Raw genomic sequence first — 22,784 nt, 5'->3', positions numbered from 1 at the left:
TCAGACGGCCTTTGAGAAAATGCAAAGGCCGTCTGAAACAATCAAGAAAGTCATATATAAATGGATATCGAAACCTTTTTGCAAAACGAGTCACAACACCCGACGGATTATCGTTGCGGCTTTGTGGCCATCGTGGGTCGCCCGAATGTCGGCAAGTCCACGTTGATGAACCATTTAATCGGTCAGAAAATTAGTATTACCAGTAAAAAAGCACAAACCACGCGCAACCGTGTAACCGGTATTTACACCGACGACACGGCGCAATTTGTGTTTGTCGATACGCCGGGTTTTCAAACCAATCACCGCAATGCCTTGAATGACCGTCTTAATCAAAACGTAACCGAAGCGTTGAGCGGTGTGGACGTGGTGGTTTTTGTGGTGGAAGCCATGCGTTTTACCGATGCCGACCGCGTGGTGTTGAAACAGTTGCCTAAGCATACGCCCGTGGTATTGGTGGTCAATAAAATCGATAAAGATAAAGCCAAAGATAAATTTGCGCTTGAAGCGTTTATCAATGAAGTGCGCCAAGAGTTTGAGTTTGCCGCCAGCGAGGCAGTCAGCGCGAAACATGGTCTGCGTATTGCCAATCTGCTGGAGCTGCTCAAGCCGTATCTGCCGGAAAGTATCCCGATGTATCCGGAAGATATGGTGACGGATAAATCCAGCCGATTCCTGGCGATGGAAATTGTGCGCGAAAAATTGTTCCGCTATTTGGGCGAAGAGCTGCCGTATGCTATGAATGTTGAAGTGGAGCAGTTTGAGGAAGAGGAAAGCGGACTGTTCCGCATTTATATCGCGGTGTTGGCTGATAAAGACAGCCAAAAGGCGATTTTGATTGGCAAGGGGGGGGAGAAATTGAAGAAAATTTCTACTGAAGCCCGCCTTGATATGGAGAAATTGTTTGATACCAAAGTCTTCTTGAAGATTTGGGTGAAAGTGAAATCCGGTTGGGCAGACGATATTCGTTTCCTGCGCGAATTGGGTTTGTAATGTAATGTGTTTGAACAAAGGCCGTCTGAAAAACTTTCAGACGGCCTTTTGTTTGATTAAGCCAACAATTCAGCCAGGCGTTTGACGATTTCATCTGCTGCTTGGCGTTTCGATGTTTCCGGAAAGGAGGTTTCGGCAAGGTCATCAATAATGGTGATTTGATTGGTTGGCTTACCCATGGAAACGGAAACTTGGTTGGCTACCAGCATTGGAACGTTTTTGCGTAAACGTTTTGCCCGTGCAAATTCCAAAACTTGATGGCTTTCCGCTGCAAAGCCGACACAGAACGGTGGGGAAGGCAGGGCGGCTACGGATGCGAGAATGTCTGGATTTTCCGCCAGTTCGATAACCGGGGGCTGATTGCCGTTTTTCTTCAGTTTTTCGTTGCTGCTATTTTTGACTTTATAGTCTGCAACGGCTGCGACGGAAATAAAGACATCTTGCGCATGGATATGGCGGTGAACTGCCTGATACATGGCTTCTGCGCTGACAGCCTGTTCAGAATGAGCCAAGCCTGCGGGTAAGGCCGTCTGAATTTGACCGTAAATCAGTGTGACTTCCGCTCCGGCAGCACGGCACGCACGCGCTAAAGCCATACCCATTTGTCCGCTGGAAATATTGGTAATGCCGCGGACAGGGTCGATGGCTTCAAACGTTGCGCCTGCTGTAATCAGAACTTTTTTGCCACTCAGCAGCTTGGGTGTCCATAAATCCTCTAGCAAATCTGCCAGATCGACTGCTTCGACCATTCTGCCCGTACCTGTTTCACCGCAAGCCTGTTCGCCATTGTTTGGGTAAAACACGGTAATGCCGTCTGAAGCCAGTTGCGCAATATTGCGCAGGTTGGCAGGGTTGTTCCACATTTCAACATTCATTGCAGGCGCAACGGCCAAAGGACATTTTCTGGCTGCGGCCAAAGTAGTCAGCAGGTTGTCGGCCAATCCGTTGGCAATTTTGGCAATCGTATTGGCAGTTGCAGGCGCAATAAGAAATGCGTCGGCTTCGCGCGTCAGATTGATGTGCGCCATGCCATTATTGGAAGCGCCTGAATAGGTATCCGATAACACGGGATTGCCGCTTAATGCTTGGAAAGTCAGCGGAGAGACAAATTCCGTTGCAGAATCCGTCATCACTACTGAAACAGAATGTCCTTGCTTTTTCAGCAGTCTGACCAGTTCACACGATTTATACGCCGCAATACCGCCGGTAATGCCGAGGAGAATGTGTTTACTCATGATATTGGATGTTTAGTTAAGCTATTGTTTGAAATCAAATTCTCTCGATATTGATTTTTGCCAATCCTGCTTTAATGGCATTACCGTATCTTCTGGGTAAGGAAGCTGAGACAATTCCGTTTTTTACTTCAGTTACGTAACTGCACACCTTAAATTCAGGAACAACATTAAGCGAGTAATCCCGATTGACTAAAGGAGATACACACGAATATAAAGTCCATCTCGCCAAGCTGTTATCTTCATAATCGGTTGTCGCATTGAAGCTGGTTGCACCTTCGCAGAAAGCAATTTGATAATCTGGGTTGAATGCTCCGGGGATGTCATGCGGATTACGGAAGTTGAACAGTCGGTCATGTGCAAAGAGATTTTGGCGTATATAGGCCCACAATTCTTTTTCTAAGAAATCCTGATCCGCGAAATGCCTTGAAGAATAGCCGCTATCAATAAAGTTTTGAATTCTTTCCCGCATATTAGGAACAGCACCGGCCTTAGCTCCCCACATACCTGCAAGAATTAAAGCAGTATGCGAGCCCGAATCGCGTATGGTGTGGAATAGGGCGCCACTTTTTATCCATTCCGAAACAGAAGCTGCATCTCGATAACAAATAATAGAATCAGCATCGCGAAATATCACATATTCAGCTTCAGGATCATTTATCGCAAGAAAACGCCACATCGTTCCGGGCCAGTTGCGCAGTTGGGGATCAATATGGATAACCTCCGCACCATTGGCCTTAAACCGTTGGATGGCTTCGGCCGGAACAGAATCATCAACATAGAAACGGCATGTCCAGCCAGGGAAAAGAACAGGGGCAAGCTGGGTATTTAAAACGGCAGGCTCAATATATTTGGAACTATTACCAAATAAAGAAAACGAGATAATCCGTTTTCCATCTTTTGGCGCCGATGCAGGAATAATTTCATGCTGAAGGTCAGGTATGGCTTTATCTTTCAAGACCAAAGCCTGATGGCCATAAAATCCGGTTCTTTCCCAATTTCCCAAACCGCCGTATGCATGTGCAAGTAAATCCAAAGCAGGGATATAGGCGCTATCCAACTCCAATGTTTTCATTTCGGCCTCAATGGCTTTTTCCCATTTCAATTGCTTTAGATAGACATAAGCAACTTTGTGATGAAATTCGACAGATTGTGGATTGAGAAGGCAAAGAATCTCCGCACGTTTAAGCGCTTCCTCGTAATTTTCCTCTTCGATAAAAGAGTGATATGCCTGTTCAAATTTTTGTTGGATTTGTTGGTTGCTCATAATAGGTCAATTTTAAATTTATGATTGTTTTATTGAAGAAAGTGTAGATTGTAAGAGTAGATAGGACCAAAGCGCCAGTAATATAAAGAGAAATAGCATCTGAATGTAGCAAATTAAGAGCAAAGTTGTAGGGCTATTATCTTTGAAGATTCTGTATATCTAGTGAACGTATAAAATTTGATAAATTTAAAATTATTTAAATACAGACAGTTGCGGAAATTCTGCAATTTTTTTGAAATTGGGTGTTGACTGGTTTTGTTGGGAGGCGTATAGTTCGGTTTTTCGCTGCTGACGCGGTGAAGAAAACGAAGCAGACAGTATAACACAGTTGGTTGAAATTTTCGATAATTTTAGTTGACTTTTGAAAATTGTACTGTATAATTCGATTCGCTCTTTAAAAAACAGATTACCGATAAGTGTGAGTGCATTAGGCCTCACACTGTTTGAAAGACAGACAAGATGATGTTTTAGACATTGTCCTGTCGGTTTCTTTGAAGCAGACCAGAAGTTATAAGTTAGAGATTGAACATAAGAGTTTGATCCTGGCTCAGATTGAACGCTGGCGGCATGCTTTACACATGCAAGTCGGACGGCAGCACAGAGAAGCTTGCTTCTTGGGTGGCGAGTGGCGAACGGGTGAGTAACATATCGGAACGTACCGAGTAATGGGGGATAACTAATCGAAAGATTAGCTAATACCGCATATTCTCTGAGGAGGAAAGCAGGGGACCTTCGGGCCTTGCGTTATTCGAGCGGCCGATATCTGATTAGCTAGTTGGTGGGGTAAAGGCCTACCAAGGCGACGATCAGTAGCGGGTCTGAGAGGATGATCCGCCACACTGGGACTGAGACACGGCCCAGACTCCTACGGGAGGCAGCAGTGGGGAATTTTGGACAATGGGCGCAAGCCTGATCCAGCCATGCCGCGTGTCTGAAGAAGGCCTTCGGGTTGTAAAGGACTTTTGTCAGGGAAGAAAAGGCTGTTGCTAATACCGACAGCTGATGACGGTACCTGAAGAATAAGCACCGGCTAACTACGTGCCAGCAGCCGCGGTAATACGTAGGGTGCGAGCGTTAATCGGAATTACTGGGCGTAAAGCGAGCGCAGACGGTTACTTAAGCAGGATGTGAAATCCCCGGGCTCAACCTGGGAACTGCGTTCTGAACTGGGTGACTAGAGTGTGTCAGAGGGAGGTAGAATTCCACGTGTAGCAGTGAAATGCGTAGAGATGTGGAGGAATACCGATGGCGAAGGCAGCCTCCTGGGATAACACTGACGTTCATGCTCGAAAGCGTGGGTAGCAAACAGGATTAGATACCCTGGTAGTCCACGCCCTAAACGATGTCAATTAGCTGTTGGGCAACTTGATTGCTTAGTAGCGTAGCTAACGCGTGAAATTGACCGCCTGGGGAGTACGGTCGCAAGATTAAAACTCAAAGGAATTGACGGGGACCCGCACAAGCGGTGGATGATGTGGATTAATTCGATGCAACGCGAAGAACCTTACCTGGTCTTGACATGTACGGAATCCTCCAGAGACGGAGGAGTGCCTTCGGGAGCCGTAACACAGGTGCTGCATGGCTGTCGTCAGCTCGTGTCGTGAGATGTTGGGTTAAGTCCCGCAACGAGCGCAACCCTTGTCATTAGTTGCCATCATTAAGTTGGGCACTCTAATGAGACTGCCGGTGACAAGCCGGAGGAAGGTGGGGATGACGTCAAGTCCTCATGGCCCTTATGACCAGGGCTTCACACGTCATACAATGGTCGGTACAGAGGGTAGCCAAGCCGCGAGGCGGAGCCAATCTCACAAAACCGATCGTAGTCCGGATTGCACTCTGCAACTCGAGTGCATGAAGTCGGAATCGCTAGTAATCGCAGGTCAGCATACTGCGGTGAATACGTTCCCGGGTCTTGTACACACCGCCCGTCACACCATGGGAGTGGGGGATACCAGAAGTAGGTAGGGTAACCGCAAGGAGCCCGCTTACCACGGTATGCTTCATGACTGGGGTGAAGTCGTAACAAGGTAGCCGTAGGGGAACCTGCGGCTGGATCACCTCCTTTCTAGAGAAAGAAGAGGTCTGATGCATTCACACTTATCGGTAAACTGTAAAGATGCGGAAGAGGAAAGCTTGAGTGAAGACAAGATTCGCTTAAGAAGAGAATCCGGGTTTGTAGCTCAGCTGGTTAGAGCACACGCTTGATAAGCGTGGGGTCGGAGGTTCAAGTCCTCCCAGACCCACCAAGAACGGGGGCATAGCTCAGTTGGTAGAGCACCTGCTTTGCAAGCAGGGGGTCATCGGTTCGATCCCGTTTGCCTCCACCAAGCACTTTACAAATTAAAGGAAGCCTGCTATACTTAGCAGCTTATTTTGATTTGCGAAGTGAAATATCGACGCATCGATCTTTAACAAATTGGAAAGCCGAAATCAACAAACAAAGACAATGCGTTTGTTTTGATTTTTTATTCTTTGCAAAGGATAAAGAATCTCTCGCAAGAGAAAAGAAAACAAACACAGTATTTGGGTGATGATTGTATCGACTTAATCCTGAAACACAAAAGGCAGGATTAAGACACAACAAGCAGTAAGCTTTATCAAAGTAGGAATTTCAAGTTTGCTTCCCTAGTCAACGGGTAGGCAAACGAAGTCAGAGAGGTTCTTGAAATGATAGAGTCAAGTGAATAAGTGCATCAGGTGGATGCCTTGGCGATGATAGGCGACGAAGGACGTGTAAGCCTGCGAAAAGCGCGGGGGAGCTGGCAATAAAGCTATGATCCCGCGGTGTCCGAATGGGGAAACCCACCTCTTAGGAGGTATCCTTATCTGAATACATAGGATAAGCGAAGCGAACCCGGAGAACTGAACCATCTAAGTACCCGGAGGAAAAGAAATCAACCGAGATTCCGCAAGTAGTGGCGAGCGAACGCGGAGGAGCCTGTACGTGATAACTGTCGAGATAGAAGAACAAGCTGGGAAGCTTGACCATAGTGGGTGATAGTCCCGTATTCGAAATCTCAATGGTGGTACTAAGCGTACGAAAAGTAGGGCGGGACACGTGAAATCCTGTCTGAATATGGGGGGACCATCCTCCAAGGCTAAATACTCATCATCGACCGATAGTGAACCAGTACCGTGAGGGAAAGGCGAAAAGAACCCCGGGAGGGGAGTGAAATAGAACCTGAAACCTGATGCATACAAACAGTGGGAGCACCCTTGTGGTGTGACTGCGTACCTTTTGTATAATGGGTCAACGACTTACATTCAGTAGCGAGCTTAACCGAATAGGGGAGGCGTAGGGAAACCGAGTCTTAATAGGGCGAACAGTTGCTGGGTGTAGACCCGAAACCGAGTGATCTATCCATGGCCAGGTTGAAGGTGCCGTAACAGGTACTGGAGGACCGAACCCACGCATGTTGCAAAATGCGGGGATGAGCTGTGGATAGGGGTGAAAGGCTAAACAAACTCGGAGATAGCTGGTTCTCCCCGAAAACTATTTAGGTAGTGCCTCGAGCAAGACACTGATGGGGGTAAAGCACTGTTATGGCTAGGGGGTTATTGCAACTTACCAACCCATGGCAAACTAAGAATACCATCAAGTGGTTCCTCGGGAGACAGACAGCGGGTGCTAACGTCCGTTGTCAAGAGGGAAACAACCCAGACCGCCAGCTAAGGTCCCAAATGATAGATTAAGTGGTAAACGAAGTGGGAAGGCCCAGACAGCCAGGATGTTGGCTTAGAAGCAGCCATCATTTAAAGAAAGCGTAATAGCTCACTGGTCGAGTCGTCCTGCGCGGAAGATGTAACGGGGCTCAAATCTATAACCGAAGCTGCGGATGCCAGTTTACTGGCATGGTAGGGGAGCGTTCTGTAGGCCGATGAAGGTGCATTGTAAAGTGTGCTGGAGGTATCAGAAGTGCGAATGTTGACATGAGTAGCGATAAAGCGGGTGAAAAGCCCGCTCGCCGAAAGCCCAAGGTTTCCTACGCAACGTTCATCGGCGTAGGGTGAGTCGGCCCCTAAGGCGAGGCAGAAATGCGTAGTCGATGGGAAACAGGTTAATATTCCTGTACTTGATTCAAATGCGATGTGGGGACGGAGAAGGTTAGGTTAGCAAGCTGTTGGAATAGCTTGTTTAAGCCGGTAGGTGGAAGACTTAGGCAAATCCGGGTCTTCTTAACACCGAGAAGTGACGACGAGTGTCTACGGACATGAAGTAACCGATACCACGCTTCCAGGAAAAGCCACTAAGCTTCAGTTTGAATCGAACCGTACCGCAAACCGACACAGGTGGGCAGGATGAGAATTCTAAGGCGCTTGAGAGAACTCGGGAGAAGGAACTCGGCAAATTGATACCGTAACTTCGGGAGAAGGTATGCCCTCTAAGGTTAAGGACTTGCTCCGTAAGCCCCGGAGGGTCGCAGAGAATAGGTGGCTGCGACTGTTTATTAAAAACACAGCACTCTGCTAACACGAAAGTGGACGTATAGGGTGTGACGCCTGCCCGGTGCTGGAAGGTTAATTGAAGATGTGCAAGCATCGGATCGAAGCCCCAGTAAACGGCGGCCGTAACTATAACGGTCCTAAGGTAGCGAAATTCCTTGTCGGGTAAGTTCCGACCCGCACGAATGGCGTAACGATGGCCACACTGTCTCCTCCCGAGACTCAGCGAAGTTGAAGTGGTTGTGAAGATGCAATCTACCCGCTGCTAGACGGAAAGACCCCGTGAACCTTTACTGTAGCTTTGCATTGGACTTTGAAGTCACTTGTGTAGGATAGGTGGGAGGCTTTGAAGCAGAGACGCCAGTCTCTGTGGAGCCGTCCTTGAAATACCACCCTGGTGTCTTTGAGGTTCTAACCCAGACCCGTAATCCGGGTCGGGGACCGTGCATGGTAGGCAGTTTGACTGGGGCGGTCTCCTCCCAAAGAGTAACGGAGGAGTTCGAAGGTTACCTAGGTCCGGTCGGAAATCGGACTGATAGTGCAATGGCAAAAGGTAGCTTAACTGCGAGACCGACAAGTCGAGCAGGTGCGAAAGCAGGACATAGTGATCCGGTGGTTCTGTATGGAAGGGCCATCGCTCAACGGATAAAAGGTACTCCGGGGATAACAGGCTGATTCCGCCCAAGAGTTCATATCGACGGCGGAGTTTGGCACCTCGATGTCGGCTCATCACATCCTGGGGCTGTAGTCGGTCCCAAGGGTATGGCTGTTCGCCATTTAAAGTGGTACGTGAGCTGGGTTTAAAACGTCGTGAGACAGTTTGGTCCCTATCTGCAGTGGGCGTTGGAAGTTTGACGGGGGCTGCTCCTAGTACGAGAGGACCGGAGTGGACGAACCTCTGGTGTACCGGTTGTAACGCCAGTTGCATAGCCGGGTAGCTAAGTTCGGAAGAGATAAGCGCTGAAAGCATCTAAGCGCGAAACTCGCCTGAAGATGAGACTTCCCTTGTGGTTTAACTACACTAAAGAGTCGTTCGAGACCAGGACGTTGATAGGTGGGGTGTGGAAGCGCGGTAACGCGTGAAGCTAACCCATACTAATTGCTCGTGAGGCTTGACTCTATCATTTGAAGAACTTCAAATAATAAAAGCTTACTGACTGATTCAGTCATCACCATTTATACCGATTAAGGCTTTACCGATTTGTAACAGTTTAAGTTTGGCGGCCATAGCGAGTTGGTCCCACGCCTTCCCATCCCGAACAGGACCGTGAAACGACTCAGCGCCGATGATAGTGTGGTTCTTCCATGTGAAAGTAGGTCACCGCCAAACACCCATTCCGAAGCCCCCGACTGATGTCGGGGGCTTTTTACATGCCTGTCGTTTCTGTCGGTTTGGCGGCAGAATTGGGATAATGGGTGTTGGGGTCAAACATTGGGATAGTGATGTACCGGTGTTTATGGAGTATTTGTGCATCTTGGTATTGGAATCGGAAATATTTATCCTGTTGTTATTCTTGCACAAAAGTACCGAAAGTTACGGTTAACCGTTTGGAATGTTTGAAATCGAACGGTATTTGCGTTAATATGTCGTATGCATTTATATGGAATGGGGCCGTGTTCTACTGTCGATGTGGCAGTGTCGGCGGGGTGGGTAAAACCGTCCTGCAGACGGCCCGGTTGATTCAATCTGACACGTTATAGGAAAACCCTGATGAAGAAATTTTTATTTGGTGTATTTGCCGCCATGTGTACGGCGTTCTCTTTGGCTGCCGTGAACGTCAATACCGCCTCTTCTGCGGAACTGGAGGCATTACCGGGTATCGGCCCGGCTAAGGCGAAGGCGATTGTGGAATACCGTCAGAAGAACGGTGCGTTCAAATCGGTGGAGGAGCTGAAAAACGTGAAGGGCATCGGTGATGCGGTGCTGAACAAGTTGAAGGCGGAGGCGACGGTTTCTTCTGCCGCGCCTAAGGCCGCCCAGCCTGCCGTGAAAAAATAAGCCGGACTCTGCCTATATGCCGCCCTGCGGCCGAACCGTTTGCCGGTTGGGCCCGGGGCGGCTTTGTTTGGGGGCGGGGATGAAGCTTGAACCAGTGGGGGCTTCCGTTGGGTAATAAGGTAAGAGGCAAGGGGGATTTGACGATATTGCATTAAAAAACGGTTGTTGGGAAAGGACAATGAGTAGGGGAAATGAAATAGAATCTACAAAATAGGTTTCAGGTTGAGACCTTTATAAAAATAGTCTTTTAACGACATTTAATGCATAAAAATGCGCCATAAATTTTCAATTGACTAAAATCTTCCTCATCTTGAACAAAAGTTGGAAAATCAGAAAATTTTAGTAACTTTATATTATCGTAAGAGTCTTAGGCCGTCTGAAAGATGCTGAAATCAGCTTTCAGACGGCCTTGTCGTAAGATGGGTTTTGATATTGGCGTACTTTTTTAAATACGGATAAAATCCCTGCTAATTATTTATAACAATATTTTTAGGATACACAGTGCTTGCTTTAGATTATTGTCGTCAAAAGGCTGCGGAAAGCCATTCCAGTTTTTTATCCGGTTTTCGTTTTTTATCAGTAGAAAAACGAAATGCGATCACTGTTTTATATGCTTTTTGTCGCGAACTGGATGATGTGGTTGATGGCTGTACCGATCTGAATGTAGCTCAGATTACCTTGAATTGGTGGCGCAGTGATTTGGAGAAAGTGTTTAATAATGAGATGCCTGAGCATCCTGTTCATCAAGCTTTAAAAGATATTCGGGCAAGTTTTGATTTGCCGAAGAATGAATTTGAAGCTTTGATTGATGGGATGCAGATGGATTTGGAGCAGGCTCGTTATGGTAGTTTTGATGAATTAAAGCTGTATTGCCACCGTGTTGCCGGAGTTGTGGGGCGTCTTATTGCACGGATTTTAGGTTTTTCCAATCCGAAAACTTTGGAATATGCGGACAAAATGGGCTTGGCTTTGCAGTTGACGAACATTATTCGCGATGTGGGCGAAGATGCGCGGCAGGGAAGAATTTATCTGCCGATAGAGGAAATGCAGAAGTTTGATGTACCTGCCAATGTAATCATGCAGTGCAAACCGACAGATAATTTTGCAAAATTGATGCAATTTCAAGTGAATAGGGCGCGTGAAACTTATCGTGAAGCGATGTTGCTTTTGCCGGCTGAGGATAAGAAATCGCAAAAAGTCGGCCTGATTATGGCGGCCATTTATTATGCGTTGTTGAATGAAATCGACCGTGATGGTGCGCAAAATGTTTTGACTTACAAAATTGCGATTCCTTCTCCCCGTAAAAAACGGATTGCTTTGAAAACTTGGCTGTTTGGATTTAAACCATGAATACTCAGCGTCCAAAAATTGCTGTGATTGGTGCCGGTTGGGCAGGTTTGTCTGCGGCGGTTTCCCTGATTCAACGAGCTGATATTGCCTTGTTTGAGGCCGGGAGGCAGGCTGGCGGTAGGGCGCGTGCCTTAGCCGGGAAAAATGATGGATTCAGCTTTTTGGATAATGGGCAGCATATCTTGTTGGGCGCGTATCATGGTGTCCAAACTTTGATGCGACATATTGGCGTTCAACCTGAATCAGCCTTTTTACGCCAGCCTTTGCAATGGTACATCCATGAGGGATTGCAGTTTCAGACGGCCTCTCTGCCTGCACCGTGGCATTTGCTTGTCGGTATCCTGCGTGCGAAAAATCTTTCCTTTTCATTGAAAATCAAATTGCTGTCGGATATGTCGGCATTGCAACGTTGGGCAGGCCATCATAAAACTGATTTGACCGTTGCAAAGTGGTTGAGAACACGAAATGTTCCCCGCAGCCTGCTTGGCCAGTTTTGGCAACCTTTGGTATGGGGTGCTTTAAATACGCCGTTAGAACAGGCATCGTTACGCATTTTATGCAATGTATTGAATGATGGCGTGTGGTCTGAAAAGGCGAACAGCGATTATCTTTTGCCTAAGCAGGATTTAGGGCGGATCGTAGCCGAACCGGCTTTAGATTTTCTACACAAACATGGTGCAAAAATAAATCTTGAAACCCGTATTACGCATTTAAACCATCATATCGATGGCCGAATTGAAATCAATGGCGAAGTATTTGATGCGGTGATTTTGGCTGTTTCGCCATATCATGTTGACGCGCTTTTGCCTGAAGATACACCTGACTATATTCAGACGGCCTATCAATCGTTGCATTACCATGCGATTACTACGGTTTATTTGCGTTATGCCCAAGCAGTCAAGCTGCCTGCGCCTTTAACCGGGTTTGCCGATGGTACGGCGCAGTGGGTGCTGCATCGGGGGGTGTTGGGTTTGCCGGATAATGAAGTCGCAGTCGCTATCAGCGTTTCCGATTATGTCGAGGCTTGGAAGGACAAAGATTTAGCCGAGAAAATTCATACGGACATTAAGCGGGTTTGTCCGGATTTGGATAAACCCGAAGCTATACGCATTATTACGGAAAAACGCGCGACTACGGCGGCAACGGTTGATTTTGTACAATCTGATTTCTCATGGCTGCACCATCGCCGTATTTATCCGGCCGGCGACTACCTCCATCCTCGCTATCCGGCAACATTGGAAGCGGCGGTTCAGTCAGGTTTTGCCGCGGCTGAAAAGCTTATGCTGGATTTGCGGTTTGAATAAACTGAGGCCGTCTGAATGTTCAGACGGCCTTTTTGACTTTACAAAACTTACCAAGCCGATACAATATCTAAAACCATAAAGTTCAAGGAAAAGTCATGACGACATTAGCGGACAAAACCATCTTGGTTACCGGCGCATCCCAAGGCTTGGGCGAGCAGGTTGCCAAAGCCTATGCGGCGGCCGGAGCGACTGTCATTTTGGTGGCGCGTCATCAAAAGCGTTTGGAAAAAGTATATGATGCCATTGTGGCTGCGGGCAGCCCAGAGCCGTTTGCCATCTGCTTTGATTTGATGAGCGCTGAGGAAAAAGAATTTAAACAGTTTGCGGAAACCATTGATGAAGCTACCGGCGGAAAATTGGATGGCGTGGTGCATTGCGCCAGCTATTTCTATGCTTTGTCGCCGTTGGATTTCCAAACCGTATCGGAATGGGTCAACCAATACCGCATCAATACCGTTGCGCCTATGGGTTTGACCCGTGCGCTGTTCCCATTGTTGAAGCAATCCGAAGACGCTTCTGTGATTTTTGTCGGCGAAAGCCACGGCGAAAAACCGCAAGCCTATTGGGGCGGTTTTGGAGCTTCTAAAGCCGCGCTTAATTATTTGTGTAAAGTGGCTGCGGACGAGTGGGAACGTTTTGACAACCTGCGTGCCAATGTTTTGGTGCCGGGTGCCATCAATTCGCCGCAACGCATCAAATCCCATCCGGGCGAATCGAAAAGCGAACGTAAAAACTACGAAGATGTCCTGCCGCAATTTATTTGGTGGGCAAGCCGAGAGAGCAGGGGGCGGACAGGCGAAATCGTCTATCTGTAAATCTACCTGCTCAGAGTGGTTTGAAAACATGAGGCCGTCTGAAATCTGTATTTTTAGACGGCCTTTAACTTATTGAGTTTTATATCTAAATAATATGGAAGTTTGATGTTTGACGTGTTAGTAGGCAAACATCAGGCTGGCACAAAATTAGATATAGTAATCTAAGTTATAGTTATATTGGATAAATATGACGGAATTTGACTTTATCAGACAATATTTGCAGCGACAAAAATCGGAAGGTCTGATTTTGGGCATAGGGGACGATGCCGCTATTATTCGCCCAAGTAGCGGATTTGATTTATGTTTTAGCGCTGATATGTTGGTTAAGGGTAGACATTTTTTTGAAGATGTTTTGCCCGAAGATTTGGCATGGAAAATGCTTGCAGTAAATTTATCTGATATGGCCGCTATGGGTGCCAAGCCGCGTTGGGTGTTGCTCAGTGCTGCGTTGCCTGAATTGAATCAAGATTGGCTCAAACGCTTTTGCGATAGCTTTTTTGCTTTGGCCGCGCGTTTTGATACAGTGTTGATTGGTGGCGATACCACCAAAGGCGATTTGGTCTTTAATGTAACGATAGTCGGCGAAGTTCCGACAGGGCGTGCCCTGAGGCGTGATGGGGCCGAAGTCGGCGACGATATTTGGGTATCGGGCTGCTTGGGTTTGGCTGCCGCTGCTTTGAACCAATATCTGGGGCATTATCAATTGCCGTCTGAAATCATGGCGGTTTGCGATGATAAATTGCTCCGTCCGGAGCCGCGCGTTTCATTGGGGCTGGCATTGCTGCCGTTTGCCCATGCTGCGCAAGATGTTTCAGACGGCCTGGCTCAAGATGTGGGGCATATTTTAAAAGCCTCTGCTGTCGGGGCGGAAATCTTTGCCGATTGTGTGCCGTCGTTGCCTGAATTGAAAAACGTTTTGTCGCGCGAGCAATGGTTGTCGGCAGTATTGGCCGGCGGCGATGATTACGAACTGATTTTTACTGCTGCTCCAGAAGACAGGGAACGTGTTTGTCAGGCGGCGGAACAAAGTGGCGTACCGGTCGCCCGAATTGGTAAAATGACTGACTCAGGCCGTCTGAATATTTTGGATGCCGAAGGCGGCGTATTGGAACTGACTTCTTTAGGATTTGATCATTTTGGCTGAACGTAAACCTACTTTTTCTTGGCTGTTGCACAAACCATTGTGTTTTTTAGGATTTGGTTTTGGCAGCGGCTTATCGCCGGTTGCGCCGGGTACGGCAGGAACGCTGGCCGCATTACCCTTGGCTTTTGTATTGTGCCTGTTGGGCATAGACGGCTGGATATTGCTTTTATTGTGTATCGCCCTGTTTTTCTGGGGTATCCGCATTTGCGGTTATACCGAGAGGGAACTGGGCATTCAGGATTACGGCGGTATCGTTTGGGATGAAATTGTCGCGATGCTGCTGGTGCTGTCGCTGATTCCGTTTAAATGGAGCTGGTGGCTGGCGGCTTTTGTTATTTTCCGCTTGTTTGATGCGTTAAAACCATGGCCGATCAAATGGTTTGACCGGCGGATTCATGGAGGTTTGGGCATTATGCTTGATGATTTGATTGCGGCTGTGATGACTTTATTGGTCTTGGGGCTGTTTCATTGGATTGCGTGATGTGTTTTAAGTGTTTCGACCCTTTGCAAAAATAGGGCGGGCACGCCGGAATTATCCGGTTTTAAATAAAATAAATATACGGGTGAACAATTATGAACGAAATCGAGATTAACGTGGAGCCGCGTTATATGGCCGGCCAAAGCGACGTCTATCGCGACCGCTACGCCTTCAATTATCTGATTACCATCTGCAACCGCAGCGATGAAATCATTACTTTGCGTCAGCGTTTTTGGGAAATCACCGACGGACACGGTGAAACAGAGCAGGTCGGTCATGCCGGCCTGATTGAGGAGCAGCCTGTTTTGTATCCGGGCGAAGCCTATGAGTACAACAGCGGTTCGCAAATCAGCACGCCTTGGGGCAGTATCGAAGGCGCGTATGAGTTCGAAGACAGCATCGGCAAACGTTTCGTTATCGGGGTGCCGAAGCTTGAATTCAAAGCAGGCTTTACGTTGCAATAGGCCGTCTGAAAAATGAAAAACCGGAGCATGGGAAATGTTCCGGTTTTGTTTTTTCAGACGGCCTTATCAGTCTTTGCAAGGCTGTACCAATACCCACGGCGCTACAACGACCGCCCACATTTCCTGATTATCCGCTAGAAAAGTACGCGCCATATCATCGCTGACGGCACCGAATTTGCCTTGTTCCATCCATTGTTTCAATGGCGCGGCTTCATCTTCGGCAACATGGCGGGCGACGGCAATCAAATCCAAATCGGGCGCAACATAGACGGCGGCACCGCGTGCGAAGTGGGGTTGCAGCTCTTCCCATGAAATGCGGGCGGTTTCGGTATTGAGTTTTTCGTTTAAGAGTGGAATAGACATAGGACAATCATCAAATAAAAAACGGATTGTAACCGATATTCGGCCTTTTGCCCGATGCCGTCTGAAAACGAAAGAAATTTACAGGGTTAACGTTATACAGTATCATTTTAGGGTTTTAATTTCTTTCAGACGGCCTGTTGTCCGTATTCGGGCAAGGGCGGTTTTAGGCTTATGAATTCTGTATTGTTGACCGGATTGCTGCAAAGGCTGCTGATTGCGCTTGTCGCATTGGCGGCGTTGTGGGCTGTATATTTTTGGGCGGTATCGCCATGAGTATCGTGGTGGAAAATCTGACGGTCAGCTATCAGCGCAGGCCGGTGGTGCACCATGTCGATATGGTGTTTGAAGATGGCAAGATGTGGACGATTTTCGGGCCGAACGGCGCGGGCAAATCGACCCTGCTCAAAGCCATTATGGGTTTGCAGAAGACGGATACGGGCAGCGTGCGCTATGAAAATATGGCGCGCAAGGACATTGCCTATCTGCCGCAGCAGTCGGACATTGACCGCAGCCAGCCGATGACGGTGTTTGAACTGGCGGCGATGGGGCTGTGGTATGAAATCGGCTTTTTCGGACGTATGAACGCAGCGCAGAAAAAGCGCGTGATGGCGGCTTTGGAACGCGTGGAAATGCAGGATTTTGCCACGCGCCAAATCGCGCACTTGTCCAATGGCCAGTTTCAACGCGTGTTGTTTGCGCGGATGCTGGTGCAGGATGCCAAATTTTTGCTGCTGGACGAACCGTTTAACGCAGTGGATGCGCGGACGACTTATGCGCTGTTGGAAGTTTTGCGCCAGTGCCATCAGGACGGTCAGGCAGTGATTGCCGTGTTGCATGATTACGAGCAGGTCAGGGCATATTTTGCCAACACGCTGCTTTTGGCGCGTGAAAAAGTGGCTGCCGGTGCGACGGAAAATGTGTTGACCGATGAATTTTTGGCACAGGCCAACCGAATGATGCAGAAGCAGGAAGCGGCCGATTGGTGCGCGGTTTAATGGACAAGGCCGTCTGAAAGTGAGTATTTTTCAGACGGCCTCAGGCTTTCAGAGATTAATAAAAAAGCGATAAAACATGGATTTATATGATTTGGTCGTCGCGCCGTTCGTCGAATTCGACTTTATGCGCTATGCCCTGGCGTCGATTTTCTGCCTAGCATTGAGCGCGGCGCCTGTCGGTGTGTTTTTGGTGATGCGCCGCATGAGTTTGGTGGGCGATGCCCTGAGCCATGCGGTTTTGCCCGGTGCGGCCATTGGCTATATGTTTGCCGGCTTGAGTTTGCCTGCGATGAGTGTCGGCGGTTTTGCGGCCGGTTTGCTGATGGCTTTGTTGGCCGGTTTGGTCAGCCGGTTTACTTCATTGAAAGAAGATGCGAACTTTGCCGCATTTTATTTGAGCAGCCTCGCCATCGGCGTGGTTTTGGTCAGCAAAAACGGCAGCAGCGTCGATTTGCTGCATTTGCTGTTTGGCTCGGTGTTGGCGGTGGATATTCCGGCTTTGCAGCTGATTGCCGTTTCTGCGAGCGTCACTATTTTGCTGATGGCGGTCATGTTCCGCCCGCTGGTGTTGGAAAGCATAGACCCTTTGTTCCTCAAGGCTGTCGGTGGTAAGGGCGGCTTTTGGCATGTGCTGTTTTTGGTACTGGTCGTGATGAATCTGGTTGCCGGTTTCCAGGCATTGGGTACGCTGATGTCGGTCGGTTTGATGATGTTGCCGGCGATTACCGCCAGACTGTGGGCGAAAAGCATGGGTTGGCTGATGATTTTGTCTGTAGCATTGGCTTTGCTTTGCGGCTTGGCAGGACTGTTGTTTTCCTACCATATCGAAATCCCGTCCGGCCCGGCGATTATTTTATGCTGCGGCACGCTTTACCTGATTTCCGTCGTGTTCGGTTGGGAAGGCGGCATTTTGGCAAAATGGCTGCGCCGCAAGAAACACCGTACGGCATGATTTTTCAGACGGCCGCTTGAATAATCAGGCGGTCTGTTTTATGATGATGTTAATGTTACGTTATATCAATGGAGAGAATATGAAACATTGGAAACTCGGCATCGTTGCCGCATTATTGACCGGTGCCGCTTATGCCGCTCCGTTGCCTGTTGTCACCAGCTTCAGCATTTTGGGCGACGTGGCCAAACAGATTGGCGGCGACCGCGTGGCCGTTCAAAGCTTGGTGGGCGCCAACCAAGACAGCCATGCCTACCACATGACCAGCGGCGACATCAAAAAAATCCGCAGCGCAAAATTGGTATTGCTCAACGGCTTGGGCTTGGAAGCCGCCGATGTGCAACGCGCAGTCAAACAGAGCAAAGTGCCTTTCGTCGAAGCGACCAAAGGCATTCAGGCCTTGAAAGCAGAAGAGGGCGGTCATCATCATGACCACGATCACGAAGGCCATCATCACGATCATGGCGAGTTTGACCCGCACGTTTGGACCGACCCCGTCCTGATGGGTACTTATGCGCAAAACGTTGCCAATGCTTTGATTCAAGCCGACCCTGAAGGCAAAACCTACTATCAGCAACGTTTGGGCAACTACCAAATGCAGCTGAAAAAACTGCACAGCGATGTGCAGGCTGCCTTTAATGCCGTACCTGCCGCTAAGCGTAAAGTCTTGACCGGACACGATGCCTTCTCTTACATGGGCAAACGCTACAATATTGAATTTATCGCCCCTCAAGGCGTGAGCAGCGAAGCCGAGCCGTCTGCCAAACAAGTGGCTTCCATCATTCGTCAAATCAAACGCGAGGGCATTAAAGCCGTCTTTACTGAAAACATCAAAGACACGCGCATGATTGACCGTATCGCCAAAGAAACCGGCGTCAACGTCAGCGGACGTTTGTATTCCGATGCACTGGGTGGCGCACCGGCCAACAGCTACATCGGCATGTACCGCTACAATGTCAAAGTTTTGACCGATGCCATGAAAAAATAAAGCGGTTTAAAGATAAATGCCGTCTGAAACTTGGAAATAAGGTTTCAGACGGCTTTTTATATGCTTATTTTTGAAACAAATCGTCAAATTTAAAATATAAAAATTAGTTTTGTGCTATTAAAAACTTAATTATCAAAAATTCATGCCAATTTGCTTGATAAGTACGCACCATCCGTGCGAATTGCTTATCGGCGGTCTGCCGGCCACTCACGGCTTGACTTCACCCTGTTACAATTCGGCATCTTCACGTTTCTTAATCTTACATCATGAGCAATCATTCGTCTTGGTCATCCAAAATCGGCTTTGTGCTTGCTGCGGCAGGCTCGGCCATCGGTTTGGGTGCAATTTGGAAATTCCCTTATACAGCCGGTACCAACGGCGGCGCCGTATTCTTTCTTTTGTTTTTGATTTTCACCATTTTGGTGGCTTTGCCGGTTCAACTGGCCGAGTTTTACATCGGCCGTACAGGCGGTAAAAACGCCATTGATTCCTTTAAAGTATTGCGCCCGGGTTCGCAGTGGCCGTGGGTCGGCCGCATGGGCGTGGCCGCGTGTTTTATTTTGCTGTCGTTTTACAGCGTGGTCGGCGGCTGGGTATTGAACTACGTCGTGCACAGCTTTACCGGTGAAATTCATGCCGGCGCAGACTTTGAAGCCTTGTTCGGCAACACGATTTCTTCACCGTTTGGTTCGCTGTTTTACCAAGGCTTGTTCATGCTGATTACCATTTGGGTGGTTAAAGGCGGCATTTCAGACGGCATTGAAAAGGCAAACCGCGTGTTGATGCCGGGTTTGTTTATCCTCTTTATCGCACTGGCCGTTCGTTCGCTGACCTTGCCCGGCGCAATGGAGGGCGTGGCATTCTTGTTGAAACCGGATTGGTCGTATTTGAAACCGGGCACGATGCTGACTGCTTTGGGTCAGGCATTTTTTGCCTTGAGTATCGGCGTGTCTGCGATGATTACCTATGCTTCGTATTTGGGTAAGGATCAGGATATGTTCCGCTCCGGCCATACGATTATGTGGATGAACCTGTTTGTATCATTGCTGGCCGGTTTGGTGATTTTCCCTGCGGTATTTGCTTTCGGTTTTGAACCCGGCCAAGGCCCCGGCCTGATTTTTGTCGTGTTGCCTGCAGTTTTCATGAAAATGCCGATGGGGACTTATTTATTCGCCGTATTCATGCTGTTGGTTGTTTTTGCAACGCTGACTTCCGCGTTCTCTATGCTGGAAACCGTGATTGCGGCAACCATCCGCCAAGACGAGAAAAAGCGCAGCAGCCACACTTGGATAATCGGTATTGCGATTTTCATAGTCGGTATTCCTTCGGCGCTGTCTTTCGGCGTATGGAGCGAGTTTAAAATTTTCGGCAAAACCATTTTTGACTTGTGGGATTTCATCATTTCCGCCGTCATCATGCCGATTGGCGCATTGAGCGTTGCCGTGTTTACGTCATGGGTTCAGGACAAACAGTCCGTCCTGCGTGATGCGGGCATGGGCAGTACCGTGCCGAAACAGTTGCTTTACCTGTGGCTGGGTGCGCTTCGCTATCTTGCGCCGATTGCGATTGTTGTGGTGTTCATCAACTCTTTGGGTTTGATTTAAACCGATAGTGAGCAAACAGTCCGGCGAAGCAATGCAACTTCGGGCTGTTTGTTTAAAACATCATGAAAAATATTAAGGCCGTCTGAAAAATGTTCAGACGGCCTTTTTATAGATGCGCGATGCTGGGTTAGAACTTCGCTTGCAGTCTCAGCCATGCAGTGCGGCCGGGTTCGTTCACACGCATGGTTTGGGTACCGGCAGAAGGGTCGCCGCCGCGGCTGACGAATTCGGCATAGGTTTTGTTGAACACGTTGTCCACGCCGCCTTGCAATGTGGCGTATTTGCTGAATTTCCAACCGGCATTGAGCGAGAGTACGCCGAAGCCTGAAGAGGCGCCGATGTCTTGGCCGACGATATTGCCTTGGCCTTTGCTGTAACGGTTTTGCTTGGCCACGATGCGCCACAATGCGCCTGCGCTGAATTTACCGTTGTCAAAGGCAAGGGTGTTGTTCCACTCGAGCGGCGGCGTTTGTGCCAAAGGTTTGCCGTCGGTACGGTTTTTGCCGTGGGTGTAGGCGAGGCTGGTGCCGACTTCCCAGTTAGGCGCAAATGTCCATTTGACTTCGGCTTCGCCGCCAAAGCGTGAAGCGTTGATGTTGCGCACGTTGAAATTCATGCCTTGGCGTTCCATCATGATGAAGTCTTTGATGTCGCTGCCGAATACGGATACGGATGCGTGGAGGTTAGGACGTTTCCAGATTACACCAGCATCGATTTGGCGGTTTTGCTCTGCGCGGATGGCTTTGTTTTCAGAGCGCAGGCGTTCCCAGTAGTCAGGCGCACGTTCGGCAATACCGAAGCCGGCATAGTATTTCAGGCCGTTGTCCGTATTTCTTTCCCAACGCAGGAAGCCTGAGTTCAAATTGAATTTTTGATGTTTCAAAACGGGGTCGGTTACGCGCGCGGTATCGTAATGCGCTTTGACTTGATCATGGCGCAAACCTGCTACCCAGCGTTGATTGTCGGTTTGCTGCCAAGAGGCTTCGGTGAAGATACCCCATTGTTTGAAACTTTGGTTGGGCATGTAAGGCTTGTGGCTGTAACCGTCGCCACCACGCTCATGACGCGCGACGTGGACGTCATCCAAATAATCCAAACCGGTTTGCAGGTTGAGCTTGTCCCAGTCGAAAGTGGCTTTCAGACGGCCTGTATCGGTATTGCGTTTAGGGTTGTTGGCATTTTTAATCTGCTTGCCGGCAGGATTGTAGATGGTACGCAGGCTGTATGTGTCCATCACGTGGTCGATTTCGCTTTTACCGTAGCGCAGTTCCAACTCGCTGAACCATGGGGTAAGGTTGCGTTGGGTAAAACGGATATTCCACGCATCACGGTCGAATTTGCTGCCGTCCATCATGCGGTCGGCGTAGGCAACCTTGGCCCTGCTGCGCTCGTATGTGCCGGCAATGGTGGTGTTTTCGGTCGGGGTGATGCCCAGTTGCACCATTTGGCTGTCGCGTTTGAAGTTGGAGTGAATGCGGTTGCCGTCGCCGTCTTTGTAATCGTCGGCTTCGTTATGGGAAATATTGGTACGGACGTAGCCGTATTTGCCGCCGAACTCGGCTTCCAACGAGCCGTCGCGGCGGTCGTTGCTGCCTGCTGTCAGGGTGGCGTTGATGTTGTAAGGTTTTTCAGTGAAATCAGGGTCTTTGCGGATAAATTGCACCGAGCCGCTGACCAAGCCCATGCCTTGGGTAACGGTTTGCGGGCCTTTGGTGACGACGACTTTATCAAACGAATTGGGGTGGATATAGGCAGTCGGCGGGTCCATGCGCATACCGCAACCACCATAAATAAACTGGTCGTCGGCATTGACGGAGAGGCGCGAGCCGCCCAAACCACGGAACAGCGGATCGCCCGAGCTGCCGCCTTTGCGGATGATGCTCATGTTGGGCACGGATTGTAAAAGGTCTGCCCCGTCTCCGGCAGGGAGGGGTTGCAAAGCAGCTTTGGGGTTGAAAGTAACGCGATTGGCTTTTTGTTGTTGTGTGCCGGTGACGGTGACAGGGGAAAGGGTAACTGTTTCTTCAGGTGTAGGGTTAGTCTCTGCCCATGCTTGGGATACGGCTAAGGCAATGGGTAAGATAAGTAATGGTGGGTATTTCATATTGTTTCTCTCTATTATTAGGAATTATGTTAACTAATACCTAAGTATTATACATAAAGTCTAGTAAAATAGAAGCAGTGGGATTTTAATCTAAATCAATATTTTTAGGTTTTGGGCGTATAGGTTGTTTATTAAGATTGGTCATACCAAAATATTGATTTGAAGGCATTGGTGAGGTTAGTCAATAAAAATGAATGTGTTTGAATTAAACTGCTTGCGATGGGGAGAATGGCATTTCTTGACGAAAAAATAGGGGATTGATTAGAATGGGCGGACAATTGGTCAATCCAATTTA

Annotated in this window: 16 protein-coding genes, 2 tRNA genes and 3 rRNA genes; 17 read left to right on the top strand and 4 right to left on the bottom strand. The window is 48.6% G+C overall.

Annotated elements, in window-relative coordinates:
• The first annotated feature begins 60 nt into the window (after positions 1 to 60).
• On the top strand, positions 61 to 990 hold the full coding sequence (gene era, locus FOC66_RS05905; protein WP_003748554.1) for a GTPase Era: 930 nt from the start codon (positions 61 to 63) through the stop codon (positions 988 to 990).
• Between the two features lie 56 nt (positions 991 to 1,046).
• On the opposite strand, the gene coaBC is transcribed toward era, so the two are convergent.
• Both coaBC and FOC66_RS05895 read right to left on the bottom strand, forming a co-directional pair.
• A complete protein-coding gene (gene coaBC, locus FOC66_RS05900) occupies positions 1,047 to 2,225 on the bottom strand; it encodes a bifunctional phosphopantothenoylcysteine decarboxylase/phosphopantothenate--cysteine ligase CoaBC (protein ID WP_003748552.1) in 1,179 nt (392 codons plus the stop codon).
• A 34-nt stretch (positions 2,226 to 2,259) separates the two neighbouring features.
• On the bottom strand, positions 2,260 to 3,489 hold the full coding sequence (locus tag FOC66_RS05895; RefSeq protein WP_003748551.1) for a tetratricopeptide repeat protein: 1,230 nt from the start codon (positions 3,487 to 3,489) through the stop codon (positions 2,260 to 2,262).
• Between the two features lie 524 nt (positions 3,490 to 4,013).
• Between FOC66_RS05895 and FOC66_RS05890 the strand changes: the two genes are divergently transcribed.
• The 12 genes from FOC66_RS05890 (at position 4,014) to apaG (ending at position 15,486) form a co-directional block, all read left to right on the top strand.
• Positions 4,014 to 5,554 (top strand): 16S ribosomal RNA (locus tag FOC66_RS05890).
• Between the two features lie 104 nt (positions 5,555 to 5,658).
• Positions 5,659 to 5,735, top strand: a tRNA-Ile gene (locus FOC66_RS05885).
• 5 nt (positions 5,736 to 5,740) lie between these two features.
• A tRNA-Ala gene (locus FOC66_RS05880) sits at positions 5,741 to 5,816 on the top strand.
• A gap of 347 nt (positions 5,817 to 6,163) precedes the next feature.
• Positions 6,164 to 9,052: ribosomal RNA gene (locus tag FOC66_RS05875) — 23S ribosomal RNA — on the top strand.
• A gap of 96 nt (positions 9,053 to 9,148) precedes the next feature.
• A 5S ribosomal RNA gene (rrf, locus tag FOC66_RS05870) occupies positions 9,149 to 9,262 on the top strand.
• Together the 16S, 23S and 5S rRNA genes with 2 tRNA genes alongside form the textbook arrangement of a ribosomal RNA operon.
• Before the next feature lie 381 nt (positions 9,263 to 9,643).
• A complete protein-coding gene (locus FOC66_RS05865) occupies positions 9,644 to 9,931 on the top strand; it encodes a ComEA family DNA-binding protein (RefSeq protein WP_003747589.1) in 288 nt (95 codons plus the stop codon).
• 501 nt (positions 9,932 to 10,432) lie between these two features.
• Positions 10,433 to 11,281 (top strand): presqualene diphosphate synthase HpnD, encoded by an 849-nt coding sequence (gene hpnD / locus FOC66_RS05860; RefSeq protein WP_003747587.1) that lies wholly within the window; start codon positions 10,433 to 10,435, stop codon positions 11,279 to 11,281.
• Positions 11,278 to 12,585 carry a hydroxysqualene dehydroxylase HpnE gene (gene hpnE, locus FOC66_RS05855; RefSeq protein ID WP_003747585.1) on the top strand — a complete coding sequence of 436 codons (1,308 nt, stop codon included), beginning with the start codon at positions 11,278 to 11,280 and terminating at the stop codon, positions 12,583 to 12,585. The genes hpnD and hpnE overlap by 4 nt, the downstream gene beginning before the upstream one ends.
• Positions 12,586 to 12,680: 95 nt before the next feature.
• The gene (locus FOC66_RS05850; protein ID WP_003747583.1) at positions 12,681 to 13,400 is read left to right on the top strand and encodes an SDR family oxidoreductase; all 720 of its coding nucleotides are present in this window, start codon (positions 12,681 to 12,683) and stop codon (positions 13,398 to 13,400) included.
• Between the two features lie 187 nt (positions 13,401 to 13,587).
• Positions 13,588 to 14,544, top strand: a complete 957-nt coding sequence (thiL, locus tag FOC66_RS05845) for a thiamine-phosphate kinase (protein ID WP_003747582.1) — start codon at positions 13,588 to 13,590, stop codon at positions 14,542 to 14,544.
• Positions 14,537 to 15,025, top strand: a complete 489-nt coding sequence (locus FOC66_RS05840; protein WP_003747579.1) for a phosphatidylglycerophosphatase A family protein — start codon at positions 14,537 to 14,539, stop codon at positions 15,023 to 15,025. Before thiL ends, FOC66_RS05840 begins: the two co-directional genes overlap by 8 nt.
• 92 nt (positions 15,026 to 15,117) lie before the next feature.
• A complete protein-coding gene (gene apaG / locus FOC66_RS05835) occupies positions 15,118 to 15,486 on the top strand; it encodes a Co2+/Mg2+ efflux protein ApaG (protein ID WP_003682575.1) in 369 nt (122 codons plus the stop codon).
• Between the two features lie 66 nt (positions 15,487 to 15,552).
• On the opposite strand, the gene FOC66_RS05830 is transcribed toward apaG, so the two are convergent.
• Positions 15,553 to 15,849 carry a DUF2288 domain-containing protein gene (locus FOC66_RS05830; protein WP_003747577.1) on the bottom strand — a complete coding sequence of 99 codons (297 nt, stop codon included), beginning with the start codon at positions 15,847 to 15,849 and terminating at the stop codon, positions 15,553 to 15,555.
• 269 nt (positions 15,850 to 16,118) lie between these two features.
• Between FOC66_RS05830 and FOC66_RS05820 the strand changes: the two genes are divergently transcribed.
• The 4 genes from FOC66_RS05820 to FOC66_RS05805 all read left to right on the top strand — a co-directional run bounded on the left by FOC66_RS05820 (position 16,119) and on the right by FOC66_RS05805 (position 20,385).
• Positions 16,119 to 16,844, top strand: coding sequence for a metal ABC transporter ATP-binding protein (locus tag FOC66_RS05820; protein WP_172884834.1), 726 nt, complete (start codon positions 16,119 to 16,121; stop codon positions 16,842 to 16,844).
• Positions 16,845 to 16,920: 76 nt separating this feature from the next.
• Positions 16,921 to 17,796 carry a metal ABC transporter permease gene (locus FOC66_RS05815; RefSeq protein WP_003747573.1) on the top strand — a complete coding sequence of 292 codons (876 nt, stop codon included), beginning with the start codon at positions 16,921 to 16,923 and terminating at the stop codon, positions 17,794 to 17,796.
• A 79-nt stretch (positions 17,797 to 17,875) separates the two neighbouring features.
• Complete coding sequence (locus FOC66_RS05810) at positions 17,876 to 18,781, top strand: metal ABC transporter solute-binding protein, Zn/Mn family (RefSeq protein WP_141745645.1); 906 nt, start codon at positions 17,876 to 17,878, stop codon at positions 18,779 to 18,781.
• Between the two features lie 266 nt (positions 18,782 to 19,047).
• Complete coding sequence (locus tag FOC66_RS05805) at positions 19,048 to 20,385, top strand: sodium-dependent transporter (RefSeq protein ID WP_003747569.1); 1,338 nt, start codon at positions 19,048 to 19,050, stop codon at positions 20,383 to 20,385.
• A gap of 127 nt (positions 20,386 to 20,512) precedes the next feature.
• On the opposite strand, the gene FOC66_RS05800 is transcribed toward FOC66_RS05805, so the two are convergent.
• Entirely contained in the window at positions 20,513 to 22,489 is a 1,977-nt protein-coding gene (locus FOC66_RS05800) for a TonB-dependent copper receptor (RefSeq protein WP_003747567.1), read from the bottom strand.
• Between the last annotated feature and the right edge of the window lie 295 nt (positions 22,490 to 22,784).

Origin of the sequence: Neisseria mucosa (genome assembly GCF_013267835.1) — a bacterium.
In the GTDB taxonomy this organism is placed as follows: domain Bacteria; phylum Pseudomonadota; class Gammaproteobacteria; order Burkholderiales; family Neisseriaceae; genus Neisseria.
The sequence above is the reverse complement of the archived record's forward strand: the minus strand, read 5'-3'. Positions and strand labels throughout refer to the sequence as shown.

Excerpts from the sequence above, each read along its gene's own strand:
- era (WP_003748554.1), top strand. The coding sequence starts at position 61 with ATGGATATCGAAACCTTTTTGCAAAACGAGTCACAACACCCGACGGAT.
- coaBC (WP_003748552.1), bottom strand. The coding sequence starts at position 2,225 with ATGAGTAAACACATTCTCCTCGGCATTACCGGCGGTATTGCGGCGTAT.
- FOC66_RS05895 (WP_003748551.1), bottom strand. The coding sequence starts at position 3,489 with ATGAGCAACCAACAAATCCAACAAAAATTTGAACAGGCATATCACTCT.
- FOC66_RS05865 (WP_003747589.1), top strand. The coding sequence starts at position 9,644 with ATGAAGAAATTTTTATTTGGTGTATTTGCCGCCATGTGTACGGCGTTC.
- hpnE (WP_003747585.1), top strand. The coding sequence starts at position 11,278 with ATGAATACTCAGCGTCCAAAAATTGCTGTGATTGGTGCCGGTTGGGCA.
- FOC66_RS05850 (WP_003747583.1), top strand. The coding sequence starts at position 12,681 with ATGACGACATTAGCGGACAAAACCATCTTGGTTACCGGCGCATCCCAA.
- thiL (WP_003747582.1), top strand. The coding sequence starts at position 13,588 with ATGACGGAATTTGACTTTATCAGACAATATTTGCAGCGACAAAAATCG.
- apaG (WP_003682575.1), top strand. The coding sequence starts at position 15,118 with ATGAACGAAATCGAGATTAACGTGGAGCCGCGTTATATGGCCGGCCAA.
- FOC66_RS05830 (WP_003747577.1), bottom strand. The coding sequence starts at position 15,849 with ATGTCTATTCCACTCTTAAACGAAAAACTCAATACCGAAACCGCCCGC.
- FOC66_RS05820 (WP_172884834.1), top strand. The coding sequence starts at position 16,119 with ATGAGTATCGTGGTGGAAAATCTGACGGTCAGCTATCAGCGCAGGCCG.
- FOC66_RS05815 (WP_003747573.1), top strand. The coding sequence starts at position 16,921 with ATGGATTTATATGATTTGGTCGTCGCGCCGTTCGTCGAATTCGACTTT.
- FOC66_RS05810 (WP_141745645.1), top strand. The coding sequence starts at position 17,876 with ATGAAACATTGGAAACTCGGCATCGTTGCCGCATTATTGACCGGTGCC.
- FOC66_RS05805 (WP_003747569.1), top strand. The coding sequence starts at position 19,048 with ATGAGCAATCATTCGTCTTGGTCATCCAAAATCGGCTTTGTGCTTGCT.
- FOC66_RS05800 (WP_003747567.1), bottom strand. The coding sequence starts at position 22,489 with ATGAAATACCCACCATTACTTATCTTACCCATTGCCTTAGCCGTATCC.